General features: G+C 71.2%; 20 protein-coding genes and 1 riboswitch. Of the genes, 8 read left to right on the plus strand and 12 right to left on the minus strand.

Annotation, left to right across the window (positions count from 1 at the left end):
- Positions 1–94 precede the first annotated feature (94 nt).
- Positions 95–1,870, plus strand: a complete 1,776-nt coding sequence (locus DSC45_RS01330; RefSeq protein WP_240434365.1) for a GMC oxidoreductase — start codon at positions 95–97, stop codon at positions 1,868–1,870.
- Between the two features lie 104 nt (positions 1,871–1,974).
- Here DSC45_RS01330 and DSC45_RS36040 read toward each other — a convergent pair whose 3' ends face one another.
- Positions 1,975–2,958 (minus strand): hypothetical protein, encoded by a 984-nt coding sequence (locus DSC45_RS36040; RefSeq protein ID WP_205571216.1) that lies wholly within the window; start codon positions 2,956–2,958, stop codon positions 1,975–1,977.
- Between the two features lie 602 nt (positions 2,959–3,560).
- Positions 3,561–3,881: a chorismate mutase gene (locus tag DSC45_RS01345; RefSeq protein ID WP_119286256.1), complete on the minus strand. Its 321-nt coding sequence runs from the start codon at positions 3,879–3,881 to the stop codon at positions 3,561–3,563.
- A 357-nt stretch (positions 3,882–4,238) separates the two neighbouring features.
- Between DSC45_RS01345 and guaA the strand changes: the two genes are divergently transcribed.
- Positions 4,239–5,825, plus strand: a complete 1,587-nt coding sequence (guaA, locus tag DSC45_RS01350) for a glutamine-hydrolyzing GMP synthase (protein ID WP_119286257.1) — start codon at positions 4,239–4,241, stop codon at positions 5,823–5,825.
- 78 nt (positions 5,826–5,903) lie between these two features.
- Here the strand turns inward: guaA and DSC45_RS01355 are convergent, their stop codons facing one another.
- The 4 genes from DSC45_RS01355 to DSC45_RS01370 all read right to left on the minus strand — a co-directional run bounded on the left by DSC45_RS01355 (position 5,904) and on the right by DSC45_RS01370 (position 9,495).
- Complete coding sequence (locus tag DSC45_RS01355) at positions 5,904–6,374, minus strand: pyridoxamine 5'-phosphate oxidase family protein (RefSeq protein ID WP_119286258.1); 471 nt, start codon at positions 6,372–6,374, stop codon at positions 5,904–5,906.
- Between the two features lie 86 nt (positions 6,375–6,460).
- On the minus strand, positions 6,461–7,849 hold the full coding sequence (locus DSC45_RS01360) for an FG-GAP and VCBS repeat-containing protein (RefSeq protein WP_240434310.1): 1,389 nt from the start codon (positions 7,847–7,849) through the stop codon (positions 6,461–6,463).
- A gap of 165 nt (positions 7,850–8,014) precedes the next feature.
- Complete coding sequence (locus tag DSC45_RS01365; protein ID WP_162929079.1) at positions 8,015–8,365, minus strand: hypothetical protein; 351 nt, start codon at positions 8,363–8,365, stop codon at positions 8,015–8,017.
- Positions 8,366–8,580: 215 nt separating this feature from the next.
- On the minus strand, positions 8,581–9,495 hold the full coding sequence (locus tag DSC45_RS01370) for a DUF4429 domain-containing protein (RefSeq protein WP_119286260.1): 915 nt from the start codon (positions 9,493–9,495) through the stop codon (positions 8,581–8,583).
- A 224-nt stretch (positions 9,496–9,719) separates the two neighbouring features.
- Between DSC45_RS01370 and DSC45_RS01375 the strand changes: the two genes are divergently transcribed.
- Together DSC45_RS01375 and DSC45_RS01380 are read left to right on the plus strand one after the other, a co-directional pair.
- Positions 9,720–10,985 carry a hypothetical protein gene (locus DSC45_RS01375; protein WP_119286261.1) on the plus strand — a complete coding sequence of 422 codons (1,266 nt, stop codon included), beginning with the start codon at positions 9,720–9,722 and terminating at the stop codon, positions 10,983–10,985.
- Positions 10,986–11,135: 150 nt separating this feature from the next.
- Positions 11,136–11,651, plus strand: coding sequence for a DoxX family protein (locus tag DSC45_RS01380; protein ID WP_162929080.1), 516 nt, complete (start codon positions 11,136–11,138; stop codon positions 11,649–11,651).
- Here the strand turns inward: DSC45_RS01380 and DSC45_RS01385 are convergent.
- Together DSC45_RS01385 and DSC45_RS01390 are read right to left on the minus strand one after the other, a co-directional pair.
- Positions 11,558–11,821: a hypothetical protein gene (locus tag DSC45_RS01385; protein WP_119286262.1), complete on the minus strand. Its 264-nt coding sequence runs from the start codon at positions 11,819–11,821 to the stop codon at positions 11,558–11,560. The two genes, DSC45_RS01380 and DSC45_RS01385, sit on opposite strands and share 94 nt — an antisense overlap.
- The gene (locus DSC45_RS01390) at positions 11,808–13,364 is read right to left on the minus strand and encodes a PspC domain-containing protein (RefSeq protein ID WP_119286263.1); all 1,557 of its coding nucleotides are present in this window, start codon (positions 13,362–13,364) and stop codon (positions 11,808–11,810) included. Before DSC45_RS01390 ends, DSC45_RS01385 begins: the two co-directional genes overlap by 14 nt.
- 208 nt (positions 13,365–13,572) lie before the next feature.
- On the opposite strand from DSC45_RS01390, the gene DSC45_RS01395 reads away from it, so the two are divergent.
- Both DSC45_RS01395 and DSC45_RS01400 read left to right on the plus strand, forming a co-directional pair.
- Positions 13,573–14,877, plus strand: coding sequence for an ATP-binding protein (locus DSC45_RS01395; RefSeq protein ID WP_119286264.1), 1,305 nt, complete (start codon positions 13,573–13,575; stop codon positions 14,875–14,877).
- Between the two features lie 89 nt (positions 14,878–14,966).
- The gene (locus DSC45_RS01400; RefSeq protein ID WP_119286787.1) at positions 14,967–15,665 is read left to right on the plus strand and encodes a LuxR C-terminal-related transcriptional regulator; all 699 of its coding nucleotides are present in this window, start codon (positions 14,967–14,969) and stop codon (positions 15,663–15,665) included.
- Positions 15,666–15,683: 18 nt separating this feature from the next.
- On the opposite strand, the gene DSC45_RS01405 is transcribed toward DSC45_RS01400, so the two are convergent.
- Complete coding sequence (locus DSC45_RS01405) at positions 15,684–16,730, minus strand: C40 family peptidase (protein ID WP_119286788.1); 1,047 nt, start codon at positions 16,728–16,730, stop codon at positions 15,684–15,686.
- A 247-nt stretch (positions 16,731–16,977) separates the two neighbouring features.
- Between DSC45_RS01405 and DSC45_RS01410 the strand changes: the two genes are divergently transcribed.
- On the plus strand, positions 16,978–17,331 hold the full coding sequence (locus tag DSC45_RS01410; RefSeq protein WP_119286265.1) for a hypothetical protein: 354 nt from the start codon (positions 16,978–16,980) through the stop codon (positions 17,329–17,331).
- A 68-nt stretch (positions 17,332–17,399) separates the two neighbouring features.
- Here DSC45_RS01410 and DSC45_RS01415 read toward each other — a convergent pair whose 3' ends face one another.
- Positions 17,400–18,569 carry a C40 family peptidase gene (locus DSC45_RS01415; protein ID WP_119286266.1) on the minus strand — a complete coding sequence of 390 codons (1,170 nt, stop codon included), beginning with the start codon at positions 18,567–18,569 and terminating at the stop codon, positions 17,400–17,402.
- Between the two features lie 6 nt (positions 18,570–18,575).
- A riboswitch (cyclic di-AMP (ydaO/yuaA leader) is annotated at positions 18,576–18,746 on the minus strand.
- Positions 18,747–19,018: 272 nt separating this feature from the next.
- Between DSC45_RS01415 and DSC45_RS01420 the strand changes: the two genes are divergently transcribed.
- Positions 19,019–21,646 (plus strand): ATP-dependent DNA helicase, encoded by a 2,628-nt coding sequence (locus DSC45_RS01420; protein ID WP_119286267.1) that lies wholly within the window; start codon positions 19,019–19,021, stop codon positions 21,644–21,646.
- 63 nt (positions 21,647–21,709) lie between these two features.
- On the opposite strand, the gene DSC45_RS01425 is transcribed toward DSC45_RS01420, so the two are convergent.
- Positions 21,710–22,330, minus strand: coding sequence for a hypothetical protein (locus tag DSC45_RS01425; protein WP_119286268.1), 621 nt, complete (start codon positions 22,328–22,330; stop codon positions 21,710–21,712).
- A gap of 208 nt (positions 22,331–22,538) precedes the next feature.
- A complete protein-coding gene (locus tag DSC45_RS01430; RefSeq protein WP_119286269.1) occupies positions 22,539–24,194 on the minus strand; it encodes a M23 family metallopeptidase in 1,656 nt (551 codons plus the stop codon).
- Between the last annotated feature and the right edge of the window lie 261 nt (positions 24,195–24,455).

A 24,455-nucleotide genomic window follows, 5' to 3' on the forward strand; every position in this document is an offset into this window, starting at 1 on the left:
TCTCGCTCCCGGGCCCGCGCCCGACGGCGGCCCCGAGAGCCACGTCGGCGGTGGCGGCGACAGCCACGGCGTCGATGACGGTTACGACTACGACGTGATCGTCATCGGGTCCGGATTCGGAGGTTCCGTCTCGGCGCTCCGGCTGACCGAGAAGGGCTACCGGGTCGGCGTGCTCGAGGCCGGACGCCGCTTCAGCCGGGAGTCGCTGCCCCGCAACTCGTGGGACCTGAAGAACTACCTGTGGGCACCCGCCCTCGGCCTCTTCGGTATCCAGCGCATCCACCTCCTCGGCAACGTCATGGTGCTCGCGGGCGCAGGCGTCGGCGGCGGCTCGCTCAACTACGCCAACACCCTCTACGTACCGCCCGAGCCGTTCTTCAACGACCCGCAGTGGAAGGACATCACCGACTGGCACGACGAGTTGGGTCCGTACTACGAGCAGGCCAAGCGCATGCTCGGCGTACGCCTCAACCCGACCGTGACGCCGTCCGACGTCCATCTGAAGTCGGCCGCGCAGGCCATGGGTGTGGGGGACAGTTTCCATCTGGCGCCGGTCGGCGTCTTCTTCGGCGACGGCCGGGACGCGACCGGAGACACAACGGCCGAGCCGGGCAAGGAAGTTGCCGACCCGTACTTCGGCGGCGCGGGCCCCGCCCGGCGCGCCTGCACCGAATGCGGCGAATGCATGACCGGCTGCCGGCACGGCGCGAAGAACACCCTCAACGAGAACTACCTGTACCTGGCCGAAAAGGCGGGCGCCGTCGTCCATCCGCTCACCTCGGTCGTCACCGTCACCGACGACTCCCGCGGCGGCTACGCGGTCGGGACGCTGCCGACCGACAAGAAGCGCAAGGGCCAGGGCCGTACGTTCCGCGCCAGGCGGGTGGTCCTCGCGGCCGGCACGTACGGGACGCAGACGCTGCTGCACCGGATGAAGGACGCGGGCCTGCTGCCGCACCTCTCCGAACGCCTCGGCGACCTGACCCGCACCAACTCCGAGGCCCTGGTGGGCGCGCAGACCACCGACCGGCGCTACCGCAAGCGCCACGGCACGGCCAAGGCCGACTTCACCAAGGGTGTCGCCATCACCTCGTCGGTGCACCCGGACGCCGACACCCACATCGAGCCGGTGCGCTACGGCAAGGGCTCGAACGCGATGGGCGGCCTGACGATCCTCCAAGTCCCGTTCAGCACGCACCGGGTGGCCGCCTGGCTGGCCAACTGTGCGCGGCATCCGCTGATGACGGCGCGTTCGCTCTCCAACCGCCGCTGGTCCGAGCGCACCATCATCGGCCTGGTCATGCAGTCCCTGGACAACTCCCTGACGACGCACCGCAAGCCCAAGGGCCTCGGCAAGGGACTGCTCACCGCCCGGCAGGGCCACGGCGCGCCGAACCCGAACCAGATCGAGGCCGCCACCCGCGCGGCGAGCCTGATCGCCGAGGAGATCAACGGCTTCCCCGGCAGTAACGTCGGCGAGTTGATGGGCACCCCGCTCACCGCCCACTTCCTCGGCGGCTGCCCGATCGGCGACTCCGAGCGCACCGGCGTGATCGACGCGTACCACCGGCTGTACGGGCACCCCGGCATCTCGGTCGTGGACGGGGCGGCCGTGACCGCGAACCTCGGTGTGAACCCGTCCCTGACGATCACCGCGCAGGCCGAGCGTGCGATGTCCCTGTGGCCGAACAAGGGCGACAAGGACCCGCGTCCCGAGCCGGGCACCGCGTACATCAGGGTCGACCCGGTCGCGCCGGGCGCCCCGGCCGTGCCGGCCGACGCCTTCGGCGCGCTGAAGCTGCCGTTCCTCGGGATGCCGACGCTGCCGCCGAAGAGGGACGCGAACGGCGTGGCCACGCCTGCGAATTGAGTGCCTGACGGGCTGAGGCGCCGCGCGTTCGGCACCCGGCGGACGACGTACGAAGGGACCTGCACCCCCCTCCGAGCGCAGGTCCCTCCGTCGTCACCGCCCGCTCAGGCGGGCGGCTCGCCGGCGCCGCGACGGCGGACGGCGAAGACCACGCCGGCACCGGCGAGAACGGCGATGCCGCCGATCAGGCCGATGGTCGGCAGCATCGAACTCGACCCGGTCCGTGCCAGGTTGCCGGTCACCTCGGTGACGACCGGCTTGCTCGGCGTCTCGTCGGTGACCGGAGCCCTGCCGCCTTCCTGCGGCTTCGTGCCCTCGGTGTCGGAACCCGCTGCAACGATCCGGAACTTGTACGCGACCTCGCCGAACCCGGCGCAGTCACCCGACTCGTCGAGGTAGACACTGGCGCCGAGTGAGAATCCGGAGCCGACCGGGGCACCTGCCCGGGCGTTCAGGCGCATCGGAATGTCGACGGTGTGGCCGGGCTTCAACTCGTCGGTCCAGCCCACGAATCCCACCGCGTAGTCGTCGGTGCCGACGGTCTCCCAGGTCCTGTCGTCCGGGTTGTACGCCTGGATCTCGACCTGCTTGCTCTTGAAGACGTCCTCGCCGTCCTTGTCCGCGGACGCGCCGGCCAGGAAGACGATGTCCTCGAGTACCGTCTGCGACTCGTTGCCGGCCGTCAGGCTGAACTTGTGCCAGCCACTGCCTGTCGCGATCTTGCCGGGCAGCCCCTTGATGTCGAGGTCGACCTTGGAGTCCGCGCACTCCCCGGGGTCGGTGGGCTCCTGGCTCGGCTCGCCGGACTCCGACTCGCTCGCGCCGGGCTCCGGGTCCGTGGAGTCCGTCACGCTCGGCTCGGCGGTCGCCGTGGCGGTCTCGGACCCGCCGGGCTCCTCGGGCGGTGTGCTGCTCCGGGTCTCGCTCGGCGTCGGGGACGCGGTCGTACCGGGGCTGCTGTCGGACACGGACGGCGTCGGCGTCGGGGAGGAGCCCTCCGTCGCGTACGCGCTCGGCGCGGCCAGGAGCGCGGCAGGGGCCATCACGGCCGTTGCGGCCGCGATGGCCGTCGCACGACGAAGTGTCATGAAGACCTCGGAGTGTCCGGCGTGCCGCGCGAACCGCGCGACACGGGTGGAGGCCTCCGCGGCGGGGCGCGGGTACGGCCGTTGATTCGCATGCATGACCCGCGAAACCTGTGAATGGTTGTCCGCGAACCGACACTTTCCTCATGTGGCCTGAATCACGCGACCGTTGGATCCCGGAGCGGAGGCTCTACGGTCCCGGTCACGCGGACGTCCGGCGATCGCGCCGGTCAAGTGGCCGCGAGGGCCGCGAAGTCGAGTCGACCCCGTGGAAGCGGGGCTCTCGGGCCGTACGGGAAGGGGACGAGACGCGAAACGGCCGGTCCCGGGCGTCCCCGGAACCGGCCGTTGTGTCGTGACCGGACTGCTGTCCCCTGCCGCCCGGTCACACCCTGGAGCGAGGTCCCACGACGTGCGGCGCGAGCCGTACGTCTCATCGCTCCAGCGGAGCCACGCGTGGTTCGTGCGGGCCCGCGCCTGGCTGGCACGGACATCGGGACCAACGAAGACCGCCGCGAACCGGTCACGCGCCGTACGGGTGAGAGCGCACCCGAACTCAGGTCCGGGCACCGTCGTGCTCCGTACCGGGCAGCGGAAGCGGTGCCTCACACGCGGCCGCGGCACAGCTCGAGGAGGGTCATCGCGAGCGAGGTGCCGGGCTTGCCGAGTGCGTCGCTGTAGTGGCTGAGAACGTCCATCTCGCGGGAGAGGTTCACCCGGCGGCCGCCCGAGCGGATCCTGGACTCCTGGATCACCGACGAGACGGCCATCCGTTCCTGGATGAGGCCGATGATCCGGTCGTCGAGCGCGTCGATGCGCTCGCGCGCGCCCGTGATCAGGGAGGCGGCGTCCTGCGTACGCGCACCGGTGACGTCCTCGGCGGTCGAGCCGTCGTCGGTCGAGGCGGTGGCGGTGGTGGCGGTCATGTCGGGGCTCCTTGGTGAAGGGATGCCCCGGAGCGACCGGACCCGGGTGACACGACAGGCGCCCCGGGCCTTGTCGGCCCGGGGCGCCTGGAAGTCGCTTGTCAGGTGATCAAGCAGCTCGACCATGGCAGCCGGCGGGCCGGGTGCCATAGGTAAAGAGGAAGCCGAGGTGCGTGTTCACCTGGTCAGTATGTCCCCAGGCGCGCGTGCCCGGTCAACCTGGCCCTGGTGGGTTCCCGGATGGTGAGACGTACGGCAGCGGTCCCGCGCACTCCGTCGGCGACTGCCGGACTCTCCGACACCGTTAGAATCGACCGGTAGAGACCCCCCTCACCCACCGCCGGAAGGCCGCCCGCAGTGTCTTCAGTGTCCCCAGCTGCCGCTCCCGACACCGTCCTGGTCGTCGACTTCGGTGCGCAGTACGCCCAGCTCATCGCCCGCCGCGTGCGGGAGGCCCGGGTCTACAGCGAGATCGTGCCGAGCACCATGCCCGTCGCCGAGATGCTGGCCAGGAACCCGGCGGCGATCATCCTGTCCGGCGGCCCTTCCTCCGTGTACGCGGACGGAGCCCCGAGCGTCGACCGCGCGCTCTTCGAGGCCGGCGTCCCGGTCTTCGGGATGTGCTACGGCTTCCAGCTGATGGCCACGGCGCTCGGCGGCACGGTCGACAACACCGGCGCCCGCGAGTACGGCGGCACCCCGCTGCACGTGTCCAAGCCCGGCTCGACCCTCTTCGAGGGCACGCCCACCGAGCAGTCCGTGTGGATGTCGCACGGCGACGCGTGCAGCGCCGCCCCCGAGGGTTTCGCGGTCTCGGCCTCGACGGACGTGGTCCCGGTCGCCGCGTTCGAGAACGACGAGAAGAAGCTCTACGGCGTGCAGTACCACCCCGAGGTGATGCACTCCACGCACGGCCAGCAGGTGCTCGAGCACTTCCTGTACCGCGGCGCCGGCCTCAAGCCGTCGTGGACCACCGGCAGCGTCATCGACGAGCAGGTCGCCGCGATCCGCGAACAGGTGGGCGGCAGGCGCGCGATCTGCGGCCTGTCCGGAGGCGTCGACTCCGCGGTCGCGGCCGCCCTGGTCCAAAAGGCCATCGGCACCCAGCTGACCTGCGTGTACGTCGACCACGGCCTGATGCGCAAGGGCGAGACCGAGCAGGTCGAGAAGGACTTCGTGGCGGCCACGGGCGTGCAGCTCAAGGTCGTCGACGCGCAGCAGCGCTTCCTCGACGCGCTCGCCGGGGTGTCCGACCCCGAGGAGAAGCGGAAGATCATCGGCCGGGAGTTCATCCGGGTCTTCGAGCAGGCCCAGGCCGAGATCATCGCCGAGGCGTCCGCCACCGACGAGCCCGTCGCCTTCCTGGTCCAGGGCACCCTCTACCCGGACGTGGTGGAGTCCGGCGGCGGTACCGGCGCGGCGAACATCAAGTCGCACCACAATGTCGGCGGCCTCCCCGAGGATCTCGAGTTCGAACTCGTCGAGCCGCTGCGCCAGCTGTTCAAGGACGAGGTCCGGATGGTCGGCCAGGAGCTCGGCCTGCCGGACGAGATCGTCCAGCGCCAGCCGTTCCCCGGACCGGGCCTCGGCATCCGCATCGTCGGCGCGGTCACCCGGGAGCGGCTCGACCTGCTCCGCGAGGCTGACGCCATCGCCCGTGAGGAGCTCACGGCGGCCGGGCTCGACCGGGAGATCTGGCAGTGCCCGGTGGTACTGCTCGCCGATGTGCGCTCGGTCGGCGTGCAGGGCGACGGACGGACCTACGGGCACCCGATCGTGCTGCGGCCCGTCTCCTCCGAGGACGCCATGACGGCGGACTGGACGCGTATGCCGTACGACGTGCTCGGCCGTATCTCCACCCGGATCACCAACGAGGTGGCCGACGTGAACCGCGTCGTGCTCGACGTCACCAGCAAGCCCCCGGGCACCATCGAGTGGGAGTGATCCCCACCTGAGCGTGCGAGAGGCGCCGTCCGGTCGGGCGGCGCCTCTCGCACGTCCGGGGCGCGGGACCGCCCGGTGTCAGCTTCGGCGGATCGTGCGCAGCTGCGCGCCCGGCTGCCAGACCTCGACGACGAGCTCGTCGCCCTCGACGAACGTCCTGACCACTTCGGTGAGTTCGGTACGGAAGAGGTGGAACGGCTCCGGCGGCTTCACCTCGCCGGCGTACCGCGCGATGACGTCGGGATCGTGCACCTCGAAGGCGCGCCCCGACACGCGTACGTCGCCGTCCTGCATCTCCGCCTCGGTGCCGGGATTGCTCTGCAGGGCGAAGCGCGGGTCCCGCTGCAGATCGCGGGCCTTGAGGGATTCGGGCATCATCCCGAGCCAGAGCTCACCGGCCAGGATGCGCACTTCGAGGCCCGAGGTACGGGGCGAACCCTCCTTGCGCAGGGTGGCGAGGACGTGGTGGGTGAACGCGGCGAAGCGGTTCTCGGCGCGGTGGGCGAGGGCGGGTTCCGCGGCACTGAAGGCCGCCCAGTCGGTCGTCATGGATCCAGCATGGCGTGGATACCCGACGTCTTCTGTCCGGTATCCACGCCACGTCCTGCCGGTCTCGCGTCAGCCCTGTCGCTGACTCAGTGCGCGAAGCTCCCGCCGAGGCCCCCGCCCGCGGCCGGCGACTCCATCAGGTCGCTCGGGTCGACGGCGTACGTCCCGGACGTGCCGAGGCGCAGCCAGGCCGCGCCGGAGTCGGGGCTCGCGGTGTCCTCGCCGGGCGCGCCCGCCGCGAAGCCCGCGCCGCCGCCCGGGACGGCCACCGCGCGGCCGAACTCGTCGCCCGCCTCGGCGACTCCGGGCACACCGGCCGTGTCCTGGTCGTAGGCCTTGGCGCCGGCGCCGCTGAGGCCCGAGCTGCCGCCCTTGAGGAGAACGGTGGAACCGGCGTCCTTCATCCCGTCGAAGTCCTCGCCGGGGATGCCGACCGCGACGTCGGCGTAACCGTCGCCGTCCGTGTCGCCCGCGGAGAGGGAGTGGCCGAACCGGTCGCCGGCCTCGTTCACCCCGGGAACGCCGGCCGTCTCCTGGTCGATGGTCGTGGTGCGGGTGGTCGAGGGGCCCGACTCGGTGCCGTAGAGGACCTCGAGGGTGCCGTGGTCGTCCGGCAGGTCCTCCACGATGTCACCGGGGACGGTGCGCAGCACCACGTCGCCGTGCCCGTCGTTGTCGACGTCGCCGATGGTGGCCTCGGCGGCGCCGGGCAGCTCCGTCGACTTGGTGGACAGGCCGTCGGCGGTGCCCGCCCAGAACTGGCTCGACTCCGCCTTCTCCTCGAAGTGGTGCGTCGTGACCAGGTCGTCCTTGCCGTCACCGGTGACGTCGCCCGCGGTCAGGGAGTGCGGGGCGAAGGTGCGGTCGGTGTCGAGGTGGTCCGTCCTGGCCGGTGCGGCGTCACGGTCGAAGGGGCCGTACTGGATCTGCAGCCCTCCCCATCCCGCGTCGCCCTCGTCGTCGCCCGTGACCAGGTCGGCGTTGCCGTCGCCGTCGAAGTCGCCGCCGGCCAGGACGAATCCGGAGACGTTCGCGGAGTCCGGCAGCGGCGTGGACTCGCCGGACAGGCCGGTCTCGGAGCCCCAGTGCACGGACACGGTCTTGTCCGAGACCACGGCGAGGTCGGTGTATCCGTCGCCGTCGAGGTCGCGGGCCACCGACTCACGGCCGAAGTAGGCGTCGGCGGACGGGGTGTTCTGGGAGACCGTCTGGTGGCGGACCTCCTTGCCCGCGGCGGAGCCGTACACCACGGTCACGTAGCCGGCGTTCTCCGCACCGGAGACGGTGGCCTCCGGTGCGGCCGTCACGACGTCGGCCTGACCGTCCCCGTCGAAGTCGGCGTCCGGTGCGGCCGCGGAGGGAGCGTCCGCGGCCGGTTCTGCTGCCGACGCCGGGAAGGCGGCGGCGATCGGGGCCGTCAGCAGCGCGGCGACGACGGCGCAGCGGGCGGCCAGGGCGTGGGGGGTCTTGCGCACGAATCCTCCAGTGAGATCGATGGGTCTGCAGTGGAGGACCCGGGCCTTTGTCGCATGGTTGTACGGACGGTGTCGTTCCGGTGAAGTCGGTACTCCGCGTCCCGGTGTGCGGAGAGATGGCGCGGCGGCGGGCGACCCGGGCCTGCGCCTCGAGCGCCCGCCGTCCTACAGATGGGCCCCGAGGTGGTCGCGCGCAGCCACCACGAAAACCTCGCGCAGGCGGCTGAACTCCGCCCAGATACCGGCTGGTTCGACATCGGCGCCGTGCATGCCGCGGATGCAGTCGACCAGCGCACGCGCCTCGGCCACCGGACCGAGCCCCTCCAGGTCGATCATGTTGAACTCGCCCTGGGTGCGCGTGTACGCCGCGTCCGTCTCCGCGAGCGCCGTCTCCTTGCTCGGGTAGTCGCCGCGCCAGCGGTGCCAGGAGACGCGCGCCTCGGCGTCCGTCGCGGTCAGGAACGCGGCGTACGTCTGCCGGTGCGCGAGATAGATGGGCGTCCAGTCCTGCGCCACCTTGGGCACCTCCAACCGGAATCGGGTGTGTGGGCGGGGCCGGGGCGCGAGCGCAGGCGAACGGCTGTGCAGGCGACCGAATCCCGTGCCGACACCATGACTTGACGAGTCGTCAGAAACCGTCGGCGTGCCCACCATGACATGCCGGTGATCGACTGAGAAGACCCGTGCGCCCGCACGATCCGGGCCCGCGGCCCGGATCGCGGTGACGCGCCTCAACCTCCCGGCGGATCCTCGAACCCACGCAGTACCGCACGCTTGACGAGCGTGAACTCCGCCTCGTCGAGCACCCCTTCACGGTGCAGCGCACCCGCCTCCCGCAACCGGCGCAGCACCGCGTCATGGTCGGCCACCTCCGGCCGGCCTCGCCGGTCCCGTCCCGCCGCCGCTCCGTCATCGGCACCCGAGCCGGAACGGGAACGCCCCCACGGATGCGGCAGCCGAGACGTGACCGCCGCCGCCACCAGAACGGCAAGCATGTCCTTGCGCGGATTGCCCCACAGGTCCAGGGCGTACGGGTCCTTCTCCGGCGGCAGCTCGGAGAACGCCGCATGCGTGGTCAGAAACCGCAGACACCCCTCCTCCGTACCGGTGTTGGGCAGCCACTCCACACCGGTCAGCGCATCGAGCCCGAAGATCCGCGGCCCCGTGACGCGCTTGATCCGGTCCGAGGTGTTACTCCAGTCGATACGTATCCGCTGCCCGTCGAACGACACCGTCCCGTCGCTGCACCGCACCGACACCGGAACCGCCGGCCCGGGCAGCAGATATCCGGCCGTCGGTCCGTCCGGAACCTGCTCGAGCAGCAGCGCCCTGCGCACCTCGTCGGCGATGTACTCGGCCACCGCCCCGTGACTCGTGTCCACGGCGAGGCGGTACGGGTCGGTCGGCCCGGGCAGCCGCCCACCGGTGGCCTGCAGCAACGGATCGGCACCGTCCCGGAGTTGAATCCGCAGCCACCCCGTACGGCGCTCGGGCGCGAAGCTGATTCCGGCCATCGCTTCGAGCGGGACCTCGATCGCGCCGTAGGCCTGGCGCAGCAGGGGAACGCTGCGATGCAGGCCCGGAGTGATGCGCAAGAGCGTGCCGTCGAAGACCCAGGTGCCGTCCCGCTGGATGATCTCGGCCATGGCCACATTCTTCCAGCCGAGTCAACGCACCGCCGTGGCCTCGGCCGACGCACACCCGCGGACCCGGCCGACGGGCGAGCGCCGTCGCGTCAACGCACCGCCACCTTCATCACCCCCGCACCGACCTCACCCGCACGCTTGACTGGCTGTCAGACACGGCACAATTCCCTTTCATAAGAAGAGAGTTCGCCGAATCGGGGCGAGCCGGGAGATGGGGCGCGGTCGTGGCAGTGCAAGGAACGGTTCCGCAGGCACACGAAGGCGGCTGCACGTGCGGCGACTGCCCGCACGGCGCGCGTGAGGGACACCGGCGGGCCGTCGCCTCCTTCGTCGCCGCGCGCGAACGCCTGGCCGGCGGTGCGGGACTGCCCGCCGCACTCGCCCACTCGCCCGGCGCCTCCCGCCAGTGGGTGTCGGACGAACTCACGCAGGCAGCAGTCGACTTGGCCTCCCGGAGCAAGGCGGACGGCGAGGCCTGGCTGCGCGGCCTATGGCGGCGCACCGCCACCGTCGTCTGGGGAGCCGTCGTCGCCCTCGTCCTCACCGCGGCGCTGACCGGCATCGGGGCAGGCTGGACCGCCGCACGTACCTCGGCGGTGGTCGCAGCCGTCGTCGTGGCCGCCGCGCTCACCGCGGGCACCAGGAACTGGCGCACCCGGGGCGGTGCGCTCGCGCTGCTCGTCGGCGACGACAACCGCCTGTCCACCTCCCGTTCCGTGGCGGCCGGCTGGGTTCTCCTGCTCGCCTATGCGCTGCTCCTGCTCGCCACCGAACTCCTCCTCGCCTCGTCCGCCGCCGACCGCACCCGCCTCCTCGACGGCCTCGCTCCCGCCCGCTGCGCGGCGCTCCTCGCCGTCTTCGCCGTGATCTGCACCGTGGCTGTACTGGTCCGCCGGATCGTCGCGCTACGGGTGGCCGGGCAGCGCCTGCAGAAGGTCTCGGCCGACCGCCCCCGGGCCGCCGACCTGCTCACGGACGACGCGGGCCGGGCCTCTTTCGGCGACGTGCAGTACGCCGTGGTGAGCACCGCCGCCCTGGTGCTGGCCGCGGTCAGCCTGGCCCGCCAGCCCGGCCGACTGCCCGACCTGCCGTGGGGACCGGCGATCCTGCTGCTGGTCTCGACCGGCGTCTACCTGGCGGCCAAGTTCGCGGAGGGCGGCCGCCCGGTCATCCACGCGGTGGTCCGGGCGCGGGAACCGGGCGACCTCGACGCCCCTATCAGGACCGGCGACGACATCGAGATCCGCGGCGCCGGATTCGTGCCCCCGGGCGCCCGGACCCCCGACCGCCTGGCCCGCCTCGTGGTGCGTATCGGTGCCGTGCACGCCCATGTCCCGCTGGTCCCGGTGCCCGGTGGATTCGCCAACCCCACCGACGCGGTGCTCACCGTGCCCGTACCCGCCTATGTGGAGCCCGGACTGGTGGACGTCCAGGTGGTCACGGCCTCCGGTGCGGAGACGAACCGCTGCACGATCGACGTCACCGAGTAGCGGCACACGGTCCGCGCGACCGCACAGCCCTCCCGGGGAGTTGTCACGGTTTCCGCCGCATGCCTGGTGAGCGGGCGCTGTACCTCGTACGTATGGTCTGTTGGCGGATCACCCGTCTGTTGACGGATCGACCGAGAGGCGGAGGGCGCGATGGCGCACGGCATGCGGACCGACCCGTACATCCCGGCGAACCCGGGGACCGGCTGGCGGGACAACGCGGCGCGCTATGCGCTGGTCCCGCTCAGGATCTTCCTCGGCGTCACCTTCATCTACGCCGGTCTCGACAAGCTCACGGACAGCGCCTTCCTGTCGTCGTCGGGACAGGGTTCGATCGGCGAGCAGATGGCGGCGGTCCGTGACACCTCGGCCGTTTCCGCCCTGGTCGAACTGGCGGAGAAGAGCCCGGTGGGCTTCGGATACGCCATCGCCGTCGGGGAGTTGGCGGTCGGCCTAGGTACCCTGTTCGGCCTCTTCGCGCGGCTCGCCGCGGTCGGCGGCGCACTGATCTCGCTGAGCCTGTGGCTGACGGTGAGCTGGGCCGTGGAGCCGTACTACTACGGAAATGACCTTGCCTACCTGATGGCCTGGCTGCCGCTCGTGCTCGCCGGTGCCTCGGTGTTCTCGCTGGACGCGATCCTGCGCTCACGGCGCCGGCGGATGATGTAGGACAGCACGCCGGCGATCGCGCCGAAGAACAGGCCCGCCAGGACGACCGGGATGGCCACGAACCACTCGGTCTCCCAACGGCCCGTCGCCGCACCGAGGTAGGCGACGCCCGCTCCGGCGAACGCGAGGCCCACGATCAGCCGGCCCGGCCGGAATTCATGACGCAGCACGGATGACCTCCACCTGTCCGACGCCGACCTCGAGCCGCAGCTCGATCGTGCCGCCGCCCTTGTCGTTTGTGCCGGTCCTCGTCCTGTCCGGGTCCCGGGTGCCCGGGGCGGCGCCGGGGTCGTCCGCGCCCCGGCCGTTCTCCGCCGTGCCGGTGTCGACAGGGGGCGGCAGGGTCACCTTGCGGTCCTCTCCGACCGTCACGAACACGTCGTTCCTGTCCCACTCCGGCAGCCTGATGTCTCCGGCGCCCACCGCGACATCGACCTTCAACGTCGCATCGCGCGGTACGCGGACCACCGCCCGGCCCGCCCCGACCTCGACGCCGGTGCGTACGGTCCGGCCCTCGGCGAGGTCGATCCCGCGCAGGTCCAGGGTGCCGACGCCGGTGTCGAGTTCGTAGTGGGGCTTCACCGTGGCGGCCGCCGTCGGCTTCCACTCCGTACGGATCCAGTGGGTCGAGATGTTCTCGGGGACCGCGGTGGCCGCGGTGAGGGCCGCCGCGGTCAGTACGCCCAGGATCACCAGGCCCGGACCCGTACGCCCGAGGAACGCGCTGACCGCGATGCCGAGCCCGGTCACCGCCAGCGCACAGGCGAAACCGGTCTGGAGCGTGGTGGTGAGCGGGTGCCCCTCCCAGGTGAGGCCCAGGCCGAGGCCGCCCGCCAGCAGAGCGAGCAGGAAGACCCAGCCGCCGATCCCGGGCGGGCCCGGCGGCGCTGCCCGGTCGGGCTCCCAGGGGCGGGCGGTGGCGATGCCGTCGGCCGGCGCCCGGGGCACGTCGTCCAGCTCCGTCGCGATCTGGGCCGCGGCGTCCGGTGGTCCCCAGAGGTAGTCGCCGCCGGCCAGGTCGCTGCCGTCCTTCTCGAACGGATCGCGCCACCAGGACTTCGGTACGGCGACGGGCGGGGCCTTCGCCTCCGGCGGTGCGTCGGCCACGGTCTGGGCCGTGACCGGGTCGGGGTCGACCGTCTTGCGCTGCTGCGACCAGTAGCCGGCGCCCGCGAGGAGGAGACCGAGGACGGCGGCGAACGTCATCACCCCGCCGTTGCGCACCATCGACAGGAGGAGACCGCAGCCGATCAGGGCGAAGAGCACGGCGGTCAGGCCCACGCCGTCCACCCGGCCGGACAGCAGGCGCCGTCCCTCGTGGTCCTCCTGGCCTTCGGCGGGGACGAGCAGCCAGGAGAAGCCGTAGAAGATCAGGCCGAGGCCGCCGGTCGCCGCGAGCACGGCCAGGCCGATACGGAAGATCACCGGGTCCATGTCGCAGTGCCGTCCGAGGCCCGAGCAGACGCCGCCGATCACTCCGTGCCGGGTGTCGCGGCGCAGCTTGCCGGGGCGCCGCGGGCCGGGCGGCGCCTCGTCGGTGGCCGTGTGCGCGCCCGAGCCACGACCAGGGCCCGAGTCCCAGCCCGCGCCCCATCCCGCCTGCGCGCCGGGGTCGCCGGAGTCGCGCGGCACGGAGGCCCCGGCAGCGTCCGATGCTCCCGGCGGCTCGGCCGCGGGCGTACCGGAGTGCGGAGCGTGGTCCCGATCTGTCATACGTCCATGGTGACGGGCGAAGGCGCCCGGCGGCAGGCGGGACGACCCTGGCCGAACCCTGATATCGCCCCCGGTCCCTCTCAGGGGCGGGACGGGTGAGTGGCCCCTCGCCCTCCGCCCGCCGGGCTGCTCGCGGCCCGGAGATCAGGGACGTCTGGGGGATCGACCCTGATGCCACGGCCCTGCTCCTCATGTGAATATCAATGGCATGCCAGCCGCCGCCGCTCCCACCGAAGAGACGCAGCCGCTGCGCAAGCTCTACCGCAGCGGTGAAGGCCGCTGGCTGGGGGGAGTGGCGCGGGGGCTCGCCGGGCATCTCGGCCTGCCGGTCGTCTGGGTGCGACTGGTCTTCATCGGTCTGTTCATGGCGAACGGCCTCGGGGCCCTCGTGTACGGGGCGTTCTGGTTCTTCGTGCCGCTCGGGGTCGGCGGCGTCGGTGGCGGTACGGCCGCGAGCGGCGGCGAGCGCCCGCAGGCGGTGACGACGGAGACCGGGGCGGACGGCCGGCGCAGGCTGGTGGTGGGCAGGCTCGACAAGGGCCAGTTCATCGCCCTGCTCCTGATGGTCGTCGTGTCCATGGTCTTCGTGGGCAGTGTGGACATGGGAGGCCCGTCCCGGGCCTATCTGTGGCCGACGCTGCTGGTCGCGGCGGGTGTGGCGCTGGTCTGGCGCCAGGCGGACAACGCCCGCCGGGCCCGTTGGATGGCCGTCGGCCGCCGACGGCGCACGCTGAACATCGCCCGGGCCGCGGGCGGCGTCGCACTGGTCGGCACCGGTGTCACGGGCATCTTCGTCACCCAGGGCTCCGTCGAGCACCTCGGTTCCGTTCTCCAGGCGGCGGTCGCGGTGGTCGCGGGCATCGGCCTGCTGGCCGGCCCGTACGTGGTGCGGATGGTGCAGGACCTGGGCGACGAGCGGACGCTGCGCATCAGGGCCCAGGAGCGGGCCGAGGTGGCCGCACACGTCCACGACTCGGTCCTGCACACCCTGACCCTGATCCAGCGCAACGCGGAGAGTCCCTCCGAGGTCCGTCGCCTCGCCCGCGCCCAGGAGCGGGACCTGCGCACCTGGCTGTACAAGCCGGAGGGCACCGGCAAGGACGAGGACGAGGAGCCGGGGAACGTCGCCGACGCGGTGCGCAAGTACGCCGCCGAGGTCGAGGACAAGCACGGCGTGCCGCTCGAGGTGGTCGTGGTCGGCGACTGCGAACTGGACGAGAGGCTTTCGGCGCAGATGCAGGCAGCGCGGGAAGCGATGGTCAATGCCGCCAAGTACGGTGGCGAGGGCGGTGCGGTACAGGTTTTCGCCGAGGTCGAGGAGAGCTCGGTGTTCGTGTCGGTACGCGACCGGGGCCCCGGTTTCGATCTGGACGCGGTGCCCGACGACCGCATGGGCGTACGGGAGTCAATCATCGGCAGGATGCAGCGCAACGGTGGCACGGCGCGACTGCGTGCGGTGCCCGACGGTGGCACCGAGGTCGAGCTGGAGATGGAGAGGACGGCGACGCCATGAGCGACGCGACGGAGCGGACCGAATCCCCGGACCCGGCCGAGCCCGAGAGGCGGACGGAGGCCCCGGAGCAGCCGGTGGGCGCGGCTTACATGGCACAGGCGGCGGAGGACGGCCCCGAGCAGCCCGCGCGCCGCGTGCAGGTCGTCCTCGTCGACGACCACCGCATGTTCCGCACGGGAGTGCAGGCCGAGATCGGGCAGACCGAGAAGACCGGCGTGGACGTGGTCGGCGAGGCCGCCGACGTCGATCAGGCGGTCAGTGTGATCACCGCGACCCGGCCCGAGGTCGTCCTGCTGGACGTGCACCTGCCCGGCGGCGGCGGTGTCGAAGTGCTGCGCCGCTGCGCCTCCTTGGCGGCCGATGTGGAACGGCCGGTCAGGTTCCTCGCGCTGTCCGTGTCGGATGCGGCGGAGGACGTGATCGGTGTGATCCGCGGTGGCGCCCGCGGGTACGTCACCAAGACGATCACCGGCACCGACCTGGTGAACTCGATCTTCCGGGTACGGGACGGGGACGCGGTGTTCTCGCCCCGACTGGCCGGCTTCGTACTCGACGCGTTCGCGTCGACGGATGCGCCGCCGGTCGACGAGGACCTGGACCGGCTGACCCAGCGCGAGCGTGAGGTGCTGCGGCTGATCGCCCGCGGATACGCGTACAAGGAGGTGGGCAAGCAGCTGTTCATCTCGGTGAAGACGGTGGAGTCCCATGTCTCTGCCGTACTGCGGAAGTTGCAGCTGTCCAACCGCCACGAGCTGACCCGCTGGGCGGCGGCCCGGCGCCTGGTCTGACCTTCCCGGCGGCGTCTTTCAGACCACCCGGGCGGCACCGGCGAACGGCATCTCGTCGATGGGCGCGATGCGCACCGGGGCGTTCGGGTTCGGGGCGTGGATCATGCGCCCGTTGCCGATGTAGATGCCGACGTGGCTGATCGACGAGTAGAAGAACACCAGGTCGCCCGGGGCGAGTTCGGAGCGGGAGACGCGCTTGCCGGCGTTGATCTGGGCGTAGGTGGTGCGGGGCAGGGAGACGCCCGCGGCGCGGTAGGCGGCTTGGGTGAGGCCGGAGCAGTCGAAGGAGTCCGGTCCGGTCGCGCCCCAGACGTAGGGGCTGCCGAGGGCGCCGTGGGAGAACGAAATGGCCCGCGCCGCCCGGGAGTTGGGTGCCTTCAGGTCGCCCCGTGGCAGGTCGCGCGAGGCGCGGTCGGGGCCGGAGTCGCCGGCCATGCGGGCGCGTTGCTCGTCGGTGAGCTTGTCCAGGAGTTTCCGCGCGCGGTCGAGCTTCGAGGTGATCTGGCTCTTGCGCTTCTTGAGGTCGGCCTGGAGGCCGCTCAACTCCCGCTGTTTGGCGCCTGCTTGCTCGCGCAGCCGGTCCAGCTCGCGCAGCCGGTGACGGACACCGGTGATGGTCGCGGCCTGCCGGTCACCTGCCCGGTCCGCGCGCATCACCTGGTCCAGGTACTGGTCGGGCTCCGAGGACAGCGCCAGTTGCAGCGAGGGGTCGATGCCGCCGGTCCGGTACTGCGCGGTGGCAGCCGAACCGAGTGAGGTGCGGGCCGAGTTGAGCGTCTCGGTCCTGCGGGCCGCCTCGTCCTGCAGCCGCCGCACCGCGGCCTTGGCCGCGTCCGCCTTCTCCTTGCTGCCGTTGTACTTCTCGGTGGCGGCCTCGGCCGCGCGGTACAGCTTGTCGACCTTCGCCTTCACCTGTGCCGGGGTGGGCGGGGGATCCGCGTGGCCGGTGCCGTCGAGGGCGGTCGCCGAGGCGGCTCCGGCGAGCGCCAGGGTGAGTGCGGTGCGGGCCGTGTGGCCGGTGAGCGAGCGTGTTCGGGGTGTGCGGGGTTTTCGGTGCGCAGCCACGAGGGCCTCCACATCCTTGCTGTGCCGTGCCAGGTGGGTAGCCGGGCACCTGGGCAAGGACGGTAGGCCTCTGTGTCACGGCGCGGTGACGGAATGTGCGCAACTGGCGTATGCAGGCGGAGTGGTGACCGTATCTGCCCGGTACGTGCGGGGCGCGGACACTCGTAGGGGGCTGTACGACCGATGCGAGGAACGTGGTGACCCTGACCGCCGGTGAGTGATATGCCCCCGGCTAGGCTCCGGAGCCATGGACGTCCTCATCAATGTGTTCGTGGGTCTGCACATCATCGGTATCGCCTCGCTGCTCGGCGGGTTCCTGACCCAGATGAAGGCGATGGGTGACGGCACGGCCCGGTTCTCGCCGGCCATGCTGCACGGTGCGCTCACCATGCTGGTCACCGGCGTCGCGCTCGTCGGTCTCAACCAGGCCGACGACCAGAGCGTGAACAACCTCAAGATCGGCATCAAGCTCGCCCTCCTGATCGTGATCCTCGCGCTCGTCTACGTGAAGCGGGACGACGAGAAGGTGGAGAAGCCGCTGTTCGGCATCGTCGGTGCGCTGACCGTCGTCAACGTCTTCGTCGCGGTGCTCTGGACCTGAGCACGGCCCCCGACACGACGGTGCCCCGGTCCGCCTTCGGACCGGGGCACCGTCGTGTCGGGCCGCGCTCAGGCGGGACGGACGACGCTGTGGATCGGCATGTAGTAGATCGACTCCGTGCGGACATTGGCGCCCGGCTTCGGAGCGTGGATCATCTGGCCGTCGCCGATGTAGATGCCCACGTGGCTGATGTCGTCGTAGAAGAAGACGAGGTCGCCGGGCTTGGCGTTGTCGACCGAGACGGTGGTGCCGACCTCGACCTGGTCCCAGGTGGTGCGCGGCAGTGAGATTCCGGCGGTCTTCCAGGCGTCCTGCGTCAGCCCCGAGCAGTCGTAGGAATCCGGACCGGCCGCACCCCAGACGTACGGCTTGCCTATCTGGGCGCGTGCGAAGGAGATGACCTTCTCGGCCTTGGCCGCGTAGGAGCCGGAGTCGCTGCCGGACCCCGAGTCGCTGCCGGAGCCGGAGTCGCTGCCGGAGCCCTGCTCCCGCTCCTTCTCCTTGGCGGCCTCCTCCGCCTGGCGCTTGCGCTCGGCCTCGGCCTGCTTCTTGGCCAGTTCCTCGGCCTTGCGCTTGGCCTCGGCCTTCTTCTTCCGCTCGATCGCGGCGAGCCGGGCCTTCTCCTCGGCGGTGAGTTCGGAGAGCAGCCTGCGCGCCTCGCCGAGCTTCTTCTGCACGGTCTGCTTGCTGCGCTTGAGCTCGGTCTGTGAGGTGGTGAGCGACTCGAGGCTCTTGGTGGCCTGGTTGCGCTTCTTGGCCGCAGAGGTCTGCAGATCCTTGAAGTCGCTCACGGCCTTCTGCTGCCGGTCGGTCAGCCGGCTCATCAACTGCCGCTGGTCGAACATCTGCTGAGGGTCGTCGGCGAGCAGCAAGTTTGCGGTCGCAGACGTACCGCCGTCGCGGTACTGCGCGGCGGCCAGCGAACCGAGCGCGCGCCGGGCGTCGTTGAGCTTGTCCGTGCGCTGCGCGACCTCGTCGAGGAGTCCGTCGACGTGCTTGCGCTGCTGCTCGGTGCGCTCCTTGCCCGCGTTGTACTTCTGCGTGGCGGCGCCGGCCTGGCGGTACAGCTCGTCGACCTTCTTCTGTACTTCCTCGAGGGACGGCTTGGGCTCCGCCGGAGCGGCGTTCGCGCTCTGCGACAGCAGGGCCACCGAGGTGAGGGCGGCAGTGGTGATGCCGACGGCCTGCGAAGTGCGCAGCCGATTCGTCCGATTCCGCAGCTTGCGGTGCGACGCCAAGGGAGGCGCTCCTTCCGTTGACCGCCTACCGGGTTAGCTGTCGGGTTCGGGCGGGTGGTTCGGAAGGGCTGCCCTACGGTCCGCACGGGGCTGTACGGTCCGATTCACCCCAAGGTCATTGGGTCCCCGGCTCCGGGTGTGCCTGGTGGGGCGCGCCGGACTCGGCGTAGGCCGCGCGTCCCGACGCCAGTCGCCGGTGGGGGTACGGGCAGCCCGCGGAGCACGGTAGCCAACTCCCGTTGCCCTTGTGAAGGTTGGTGTTCGATATGCCCGATACGTTTTCGTGACTTTCGCGCTCTGTGAAGGATCGTGCACAGAGAAGTACGAGAAGTGAGGGAACTGCGGCCGTCGTTGTCGGAAACCGCATCCCCCGCACATCTGCGGAACCGAGGGGCCCTTTCCGGGACCCGGACCGCACTGTCAGTCCGGGCGCCTAGACTCGGGAGGCGATGAGCAGCCTCTTTGACGACAGTTCCCTGGCGGACCTCAAGGCCTCGGCCCAGGGCCCGCCGCCGCCCCCTGAGGAGCACGTTCCGGGACGTGTTCCGGACGATCTCTTCGGCGGCCGTTTCGACGCGCCCGCAGAGCGGGACGCGTACTACCGCGACGGCGCCCCGCGCCCCGCGGCGGACCCGGCGGCACTGCTGGACGGGCTGAACGACAACCAGCGCAAGGCCGTCGTCCACGCCGGCTCCCCGCTGCTCATCGTCGCCGGCGCCGGCTCCGGCAAGACCCGCGTCCTGACCCACCGGATCGCGCATCTGCTGGCCGAGCGGCACGTCCACCCGGGCCAGATCCTGGCGATCACGTTCACCAACAAGGCCGCGGGCGAGATGAAGGAGCGCGTCGCCGAGCTGGTGGGCCCGCGGGCGAGCGCGATGTGGGTGATGACGTTCCACAGCGCCTGCGTCCGCATCCTGCGCCGCGAGTCGAAGCGACTCGGCTTCACCTCGTCCTTCTCGATCTACGACGCCGCGGACTCCAAGCGTCTGATGGCCCTGGTCTGCCGCGATCTGGACCTCGATCCGAAGCGTTTCCCGCCCAAGTCCTTCAGCGCCAAGGTCTCGAACCTGAAGAACGAGCTGATCGACGCGGAAGACTTCGCGGGTCAAGTTGCCGGGGGTACCTCCCAGACGGAGTCCGGGGGAGGTTTCGAGAAGACCGTCGCCGAGGCCTACTCGATGTACCAGTCCCGCCTCCGCGAGGCGAACGCCCTGGACTTCGACGACCTGATCATGACCACGGTCCACCTGCTCCAGGCGTTCCCGGACGTGGCCGAGCACTACCGCCGCCGCTTCCGCCACGTCATGGTCGACGAGTACCAGGACACCAACCACGCCCAGTACGCCCTGGTCCGTGAGCTGGTCGGCCCGCCCGGCGGGGACGACGACCCGGAGCCGGGCGAGCTCTGCGTGGTGGGTGACGCGGACCAGTCGATCTACGCCTTCCGCGGCGCCACCATCCGCAACATCCTCCAGTTCGAGGAGGACTACCCGGACGCGACGACGATCCTCCTCGAGCAGAACTACCGCTCGACGCAGACGATCCTCACCGCGGCCAACGCGGTCATCGAGCGGAACGAGAGCCGCCGCCCCAAGAACCTCTGGACGAACGCGGGCGCGGGCCCCCGCATCACGGGGTACGTCGCCGACACCGAGCACGACGAGGCGCAGTTCATCGCCGAGGAGATCGACCGGCTCACCGACGCGGGCGAGGCCAAGGCCGGCGACATGGCCGTCTTCTACCGGACGAACGCCCAGTCCCGTGTGTTCGAAGAGATCTTCATCCGTGTCGGCCTGCCCTACAAGGTCGTCGGCGGTGTGCGCTTCTACGAGCGCAAGGAGGTCAGGGACGTCCTGGCGTACCTCCGGGTCCTGGCCAACCCGGAGGACTCCGTACCGCTGCGCCGGATTCTGAACGTACCGAAGCGCGGCATCGGCGACCGGGCCGAGGCGATGATCGACGCCCTCGCGCAGCGCGAGCGGATCAGCTTCGCGCAGGCGCTGCGCCGGGTCGACGAGGCGTACGGAATGGCGGCCCGCTCGGCGAACGCGGTGCGGCGGTTCAACGCCCTGATGGACGAGCTGCACACCGTCGTGGAGTCCGGGGCCGGCCCGGCCACGGTCCTCGAGGCGGTCCTGGAGCGCACGGGCTACCTCGCCGAGCTGCAGTCGTCCACGGACCCGCAGGACGAGACCCGCATCGAGAACCTGCAGGAACTGGCCGCGGTGGCCCTCGAGTTCGAGGGCGAGCGCGAGAAGCAGGCCGAGTCCGCAGAGTCCGCCGGGGCGGACGGCTCCGGTTCCGGCGCCGCTGGTGACCCTGACGGCTCGGCCGGTCCGGACGCCCCGGCCGCGGAGACCGCCTCGGCACCCGAGGCCGCTCCGGAGGGGGAGCCCGCACCCGAAGACCCCGCCACCCCGGGTGACGGTCTGGCCGGTTTCCTGGAGCGCGTAGCCCTGGTCGCGGACTCCGACCAGATCCCGGACGAGGAGGACGACGGCACCGGCGTCATCACCCTCATGACCCTGCACACCGCGAAGGGCCTGGAGTTCCCGGTGGTCTTCCTGACCGGCATGGAGGACGGCGTGTTCCCGCACATGCGTGCCCTCGGCCAGGTCAAGGAGCTCGAGGAGGAGCGCCGCCTCGCCTACGTCGGGATCACCCGCGCCCGCCAGCGGCTCTACCTGACACGGGCGTCGATGCGCAGCGCCTGGGGTCAGCCCTCGTACAATCCGCCGTCGCGGTTCCTGGAGGAGATCCCGGACCAGCACCTCGACTGGAAGCGCACCGGGTCCATCGGCTCCGCGCCGTCGGCCGGTCCGACAGCGGGGATCACCGCGTCGCTGTCGTCGTCCCGTTCGCGCTCCGGTCCCTCCGGTTTCGCCACCCGCCGCGCCGGCGACAAGCCGGTGGTGTCGCTGTCGGCCGGAGACCGGGTGACGCACGACCAGTTCGGCCTCGGCACGGTCGTCGCGGTGGAGGGTTCCGGCGACAAGGCCCGCGCGAGCATCGACTTCGGCGACCCCAAGCCCAAGGTCCTCCTCCTGCGCTACGCCCCGGTGGAGAAGCTGTAGGAGTACGCGCGTAGGAGGGCCGGTCCGACCCCGCGGGGTCGGACCGGCCCTCCTACGTCTCGACTACAGCGTGGGCAGTGTCGGTACCTCGGCCACCCCGGGGATGGTGGGCAGCGTCGGCAGGCCCGGCAGGTCCGCCGCCGGGAGTCCGCCGCCGAGCACGATGCTGACGAGGACGTTCACGGTCGCGGTGATCGTGGCCTGGACCGCCGCGGCGGTCACCTTGACGTCACCCGCGACCGAGGCCTTGACCAGTGCGTCGACCTTGGCCTGCAGCGCCGCCGCGGCCTTCGCCTTGAGCTCGGTGCCCGGGTCGGCGGCGACCGGCCCGTTGAGCGAACCACTCGCCGGCGTCGCGGGCGCCGCCTCGGTGACCTTGGCGAGTGCGGCCTTGACCGCGTCCGCGTGCTTGGTGGCGTCGGCCTCGGGGAGCTTGCCGTCGTCCGCCTCGAGTACGGCGTCGATGAGGTCGGTGACGGGAGTCAGGACTCCGCCGGCGTCCGAGAGCAGTGCCGACTGCTTGGCGAGCGCGTCGGCGCCGGGCACCGGTGCGGCCACGGACGTGGAGTCGGACGGGACGGTGGAGTCGGAGGTTGCTGCGAAGGCCGGGCCGGCCGCACCGAGTGCGAGGGCGCCGCAGACGGCGGTCGAGACGAGAAGGCCGGCTTTCCGGGAAGTGCGCATGAATCAAGTTCCTTTTCGCGGTTGCGGGGTTGTGCTCTCGGCAACCGTCCGAGGAATGACCACGTCGCGCAATTTGTCCGCTTCTGCGGGTAACTGCGCATACGTGTGGATTACGCCTCTGACCTTGTGTTTTCCGGTGCCCTCAGGGAGATGTGAGGGTGCATCCGATCGGGGGGGACGCAGCTGCGGCCGAGCGGGCCGGCGGAGCTTACGTGGGGTCGAGTCCGTGTTCGCGGAGCCACGCCAGCGGGTCGATCGCGGATCCCCCGCCCGGGCGGACCTCGAAGTGCAGATGCGGGCCGGTGGAGTTCCCGGAGTTCCCGGAGTACGCGATGGCGTCGCCGGCCTTGACCGAACCGCTGCGGATCTTCGTGCTCGACAGGTGGCAGTACCAGGTCTCGGTGCCGTCCTCGGCGGTCACGATGGCCATGTTCCCGTAGGCCGGGTTCCACTGGGTGCGCACGGTGCCGTCGGTGGCGGCCAGCACCTCGGTCCCGTACGAGACCGGGAAGTCGATGCCCGAATGCGCGGACATCCAGTTCACGCCGGCCTGTCCGTAGTACGCGCTGAGTCCCTGCTGCTTGGTGGGGAGCGCGAACTTCGGGCGGGCCGCCTCCTTGCGGGCGGCCTCCTCGGCCTTCCGCTTCTTCTCGGCGGCCTGGCGTTCCTTGAGGTCGATGCGCTCCTGGGTGCGGCTTGCCCGGTCGGCGAAGTCGTCGGCGTCCGCGGAGAGATTGGCCAACTGGGTGTCCAGCTGGTTGTTGGCCGCCGAGGGCTTGACGCTGTCCGGGTCGGGCGCGGCCTGCGTCTGGGTGTCGTCCTTCTCGGCGGTCCCGCCGAGTCCGCCACTGACGGAGGCCGCGGCGATCCCGGCGACACCGAGCGCGCACACGGAGGGAACGGCGACGGTCAGCAGCGCGGAACGCCTGGCCGGAGCGCGACGGCGGGAGCGTCCGCGACCGCCGCGGGCGGCACCGGGCGTGAAGTGCACGGCGGGCGCTGCGTCGTGGTCCTCGTGGTCGTCGCGGGCGGCGTAACCGTCCTGGCCGTCGATCTCGTAGCTGTCGAGCTCGTGCGCCTCGGGTTCACTGCCAACGAAGGTGTCGCTCGCGTGGTCCCGCCCGGTGTAGTCGTCGGCGGAGTAGCTCTCGTGGGCGTAGCCGGCGGTGTCGTGCGCGAGTCCGTCGTCGTACGGGACGCCCGCGTCGAACTGGCCGCCGGGGGAGGCCGGATCGAGGGGGTGCTCGACGGACGGGGTCGCGTACTCGTCGTAGGGCGGAACCGGGGCGGCCGATGGCTGCCCGCCGGTGTCCACGGTGTTCCACGCGGTGGCGTCGTAGGCGCCGGTCTCGTACCCGGTGGCCGGCTGCGGGTGGCCGAAGGCCAGGGGAGCCTCGAACGCCTGCGTCTGGTCGAAGCCTTGCGGTGCGCCGGTCAACAGGTCCGGCGCGCTCCACTGGCCGGTGCCGTCCCACTGGTCGCCGGGCACCGGGCCCGGCTGGTTCGGGATGTCGGTCAGCGGCTGCTGGCCCGTCGTCGCCCACATGGCGGTCGTGTCGTACGAACCGGTGCCGTACGCCGATGTGTCGTAGGCGGTCGTCGCGGCGTACTGCGTCGCGTACCCGTCGTAGTTCTCGTAGCCGGCCGTCGTGTGCGATCCGGTGCCGAGCACGTCGTGGCTGCCGGTGCCGTAGGTGTCGTACGAGCCCGTGGACCACGCCGAGTTGTCCCACTGGCCGCTGTGGCTCGCGGTGTCGGTGCCGGGCATGGCGCCGAAGAGCGGGTCGGCGTCAAAAGAAGTGGCGTCGAAGGCGCCGGTGGCGGCACCGTCGTAACCGGCGGCAAAGCCGTGCTGGTCGTTCACCAACTTCTCTTTCGCCTCGACGGCAGGGGGCAGAGCAGTCCGGCGACTGTACCCGGCGGTATGCGACGGCGACAATCTTCGGCAGGTTTCACGGTTTCAGGAAACGGGCAATCGGCCGCCTTTCGGCGGCTCCTGAACCGAGCCTTGGCTTTGTGTTCGACCATCGTTCGACTGACTGTGTCTCAGTGGCCGGGTACGAGCCGCGCGCAGAACGAGCGCCGGGTCGAGGCTTTTGCGTCACTGGTCCCGGTCCGTCATCGG

The organism is Streptomyces sp. YIM 130001 (genome assembly GCF_003574445.1).
In the GTDB taxonomy this organism is placed as follows: domain Bacteria; phylum Actinomycetota; class Actinomycetes; order Streptomycetales; family Streptomycetaceae; genus Streptomyces.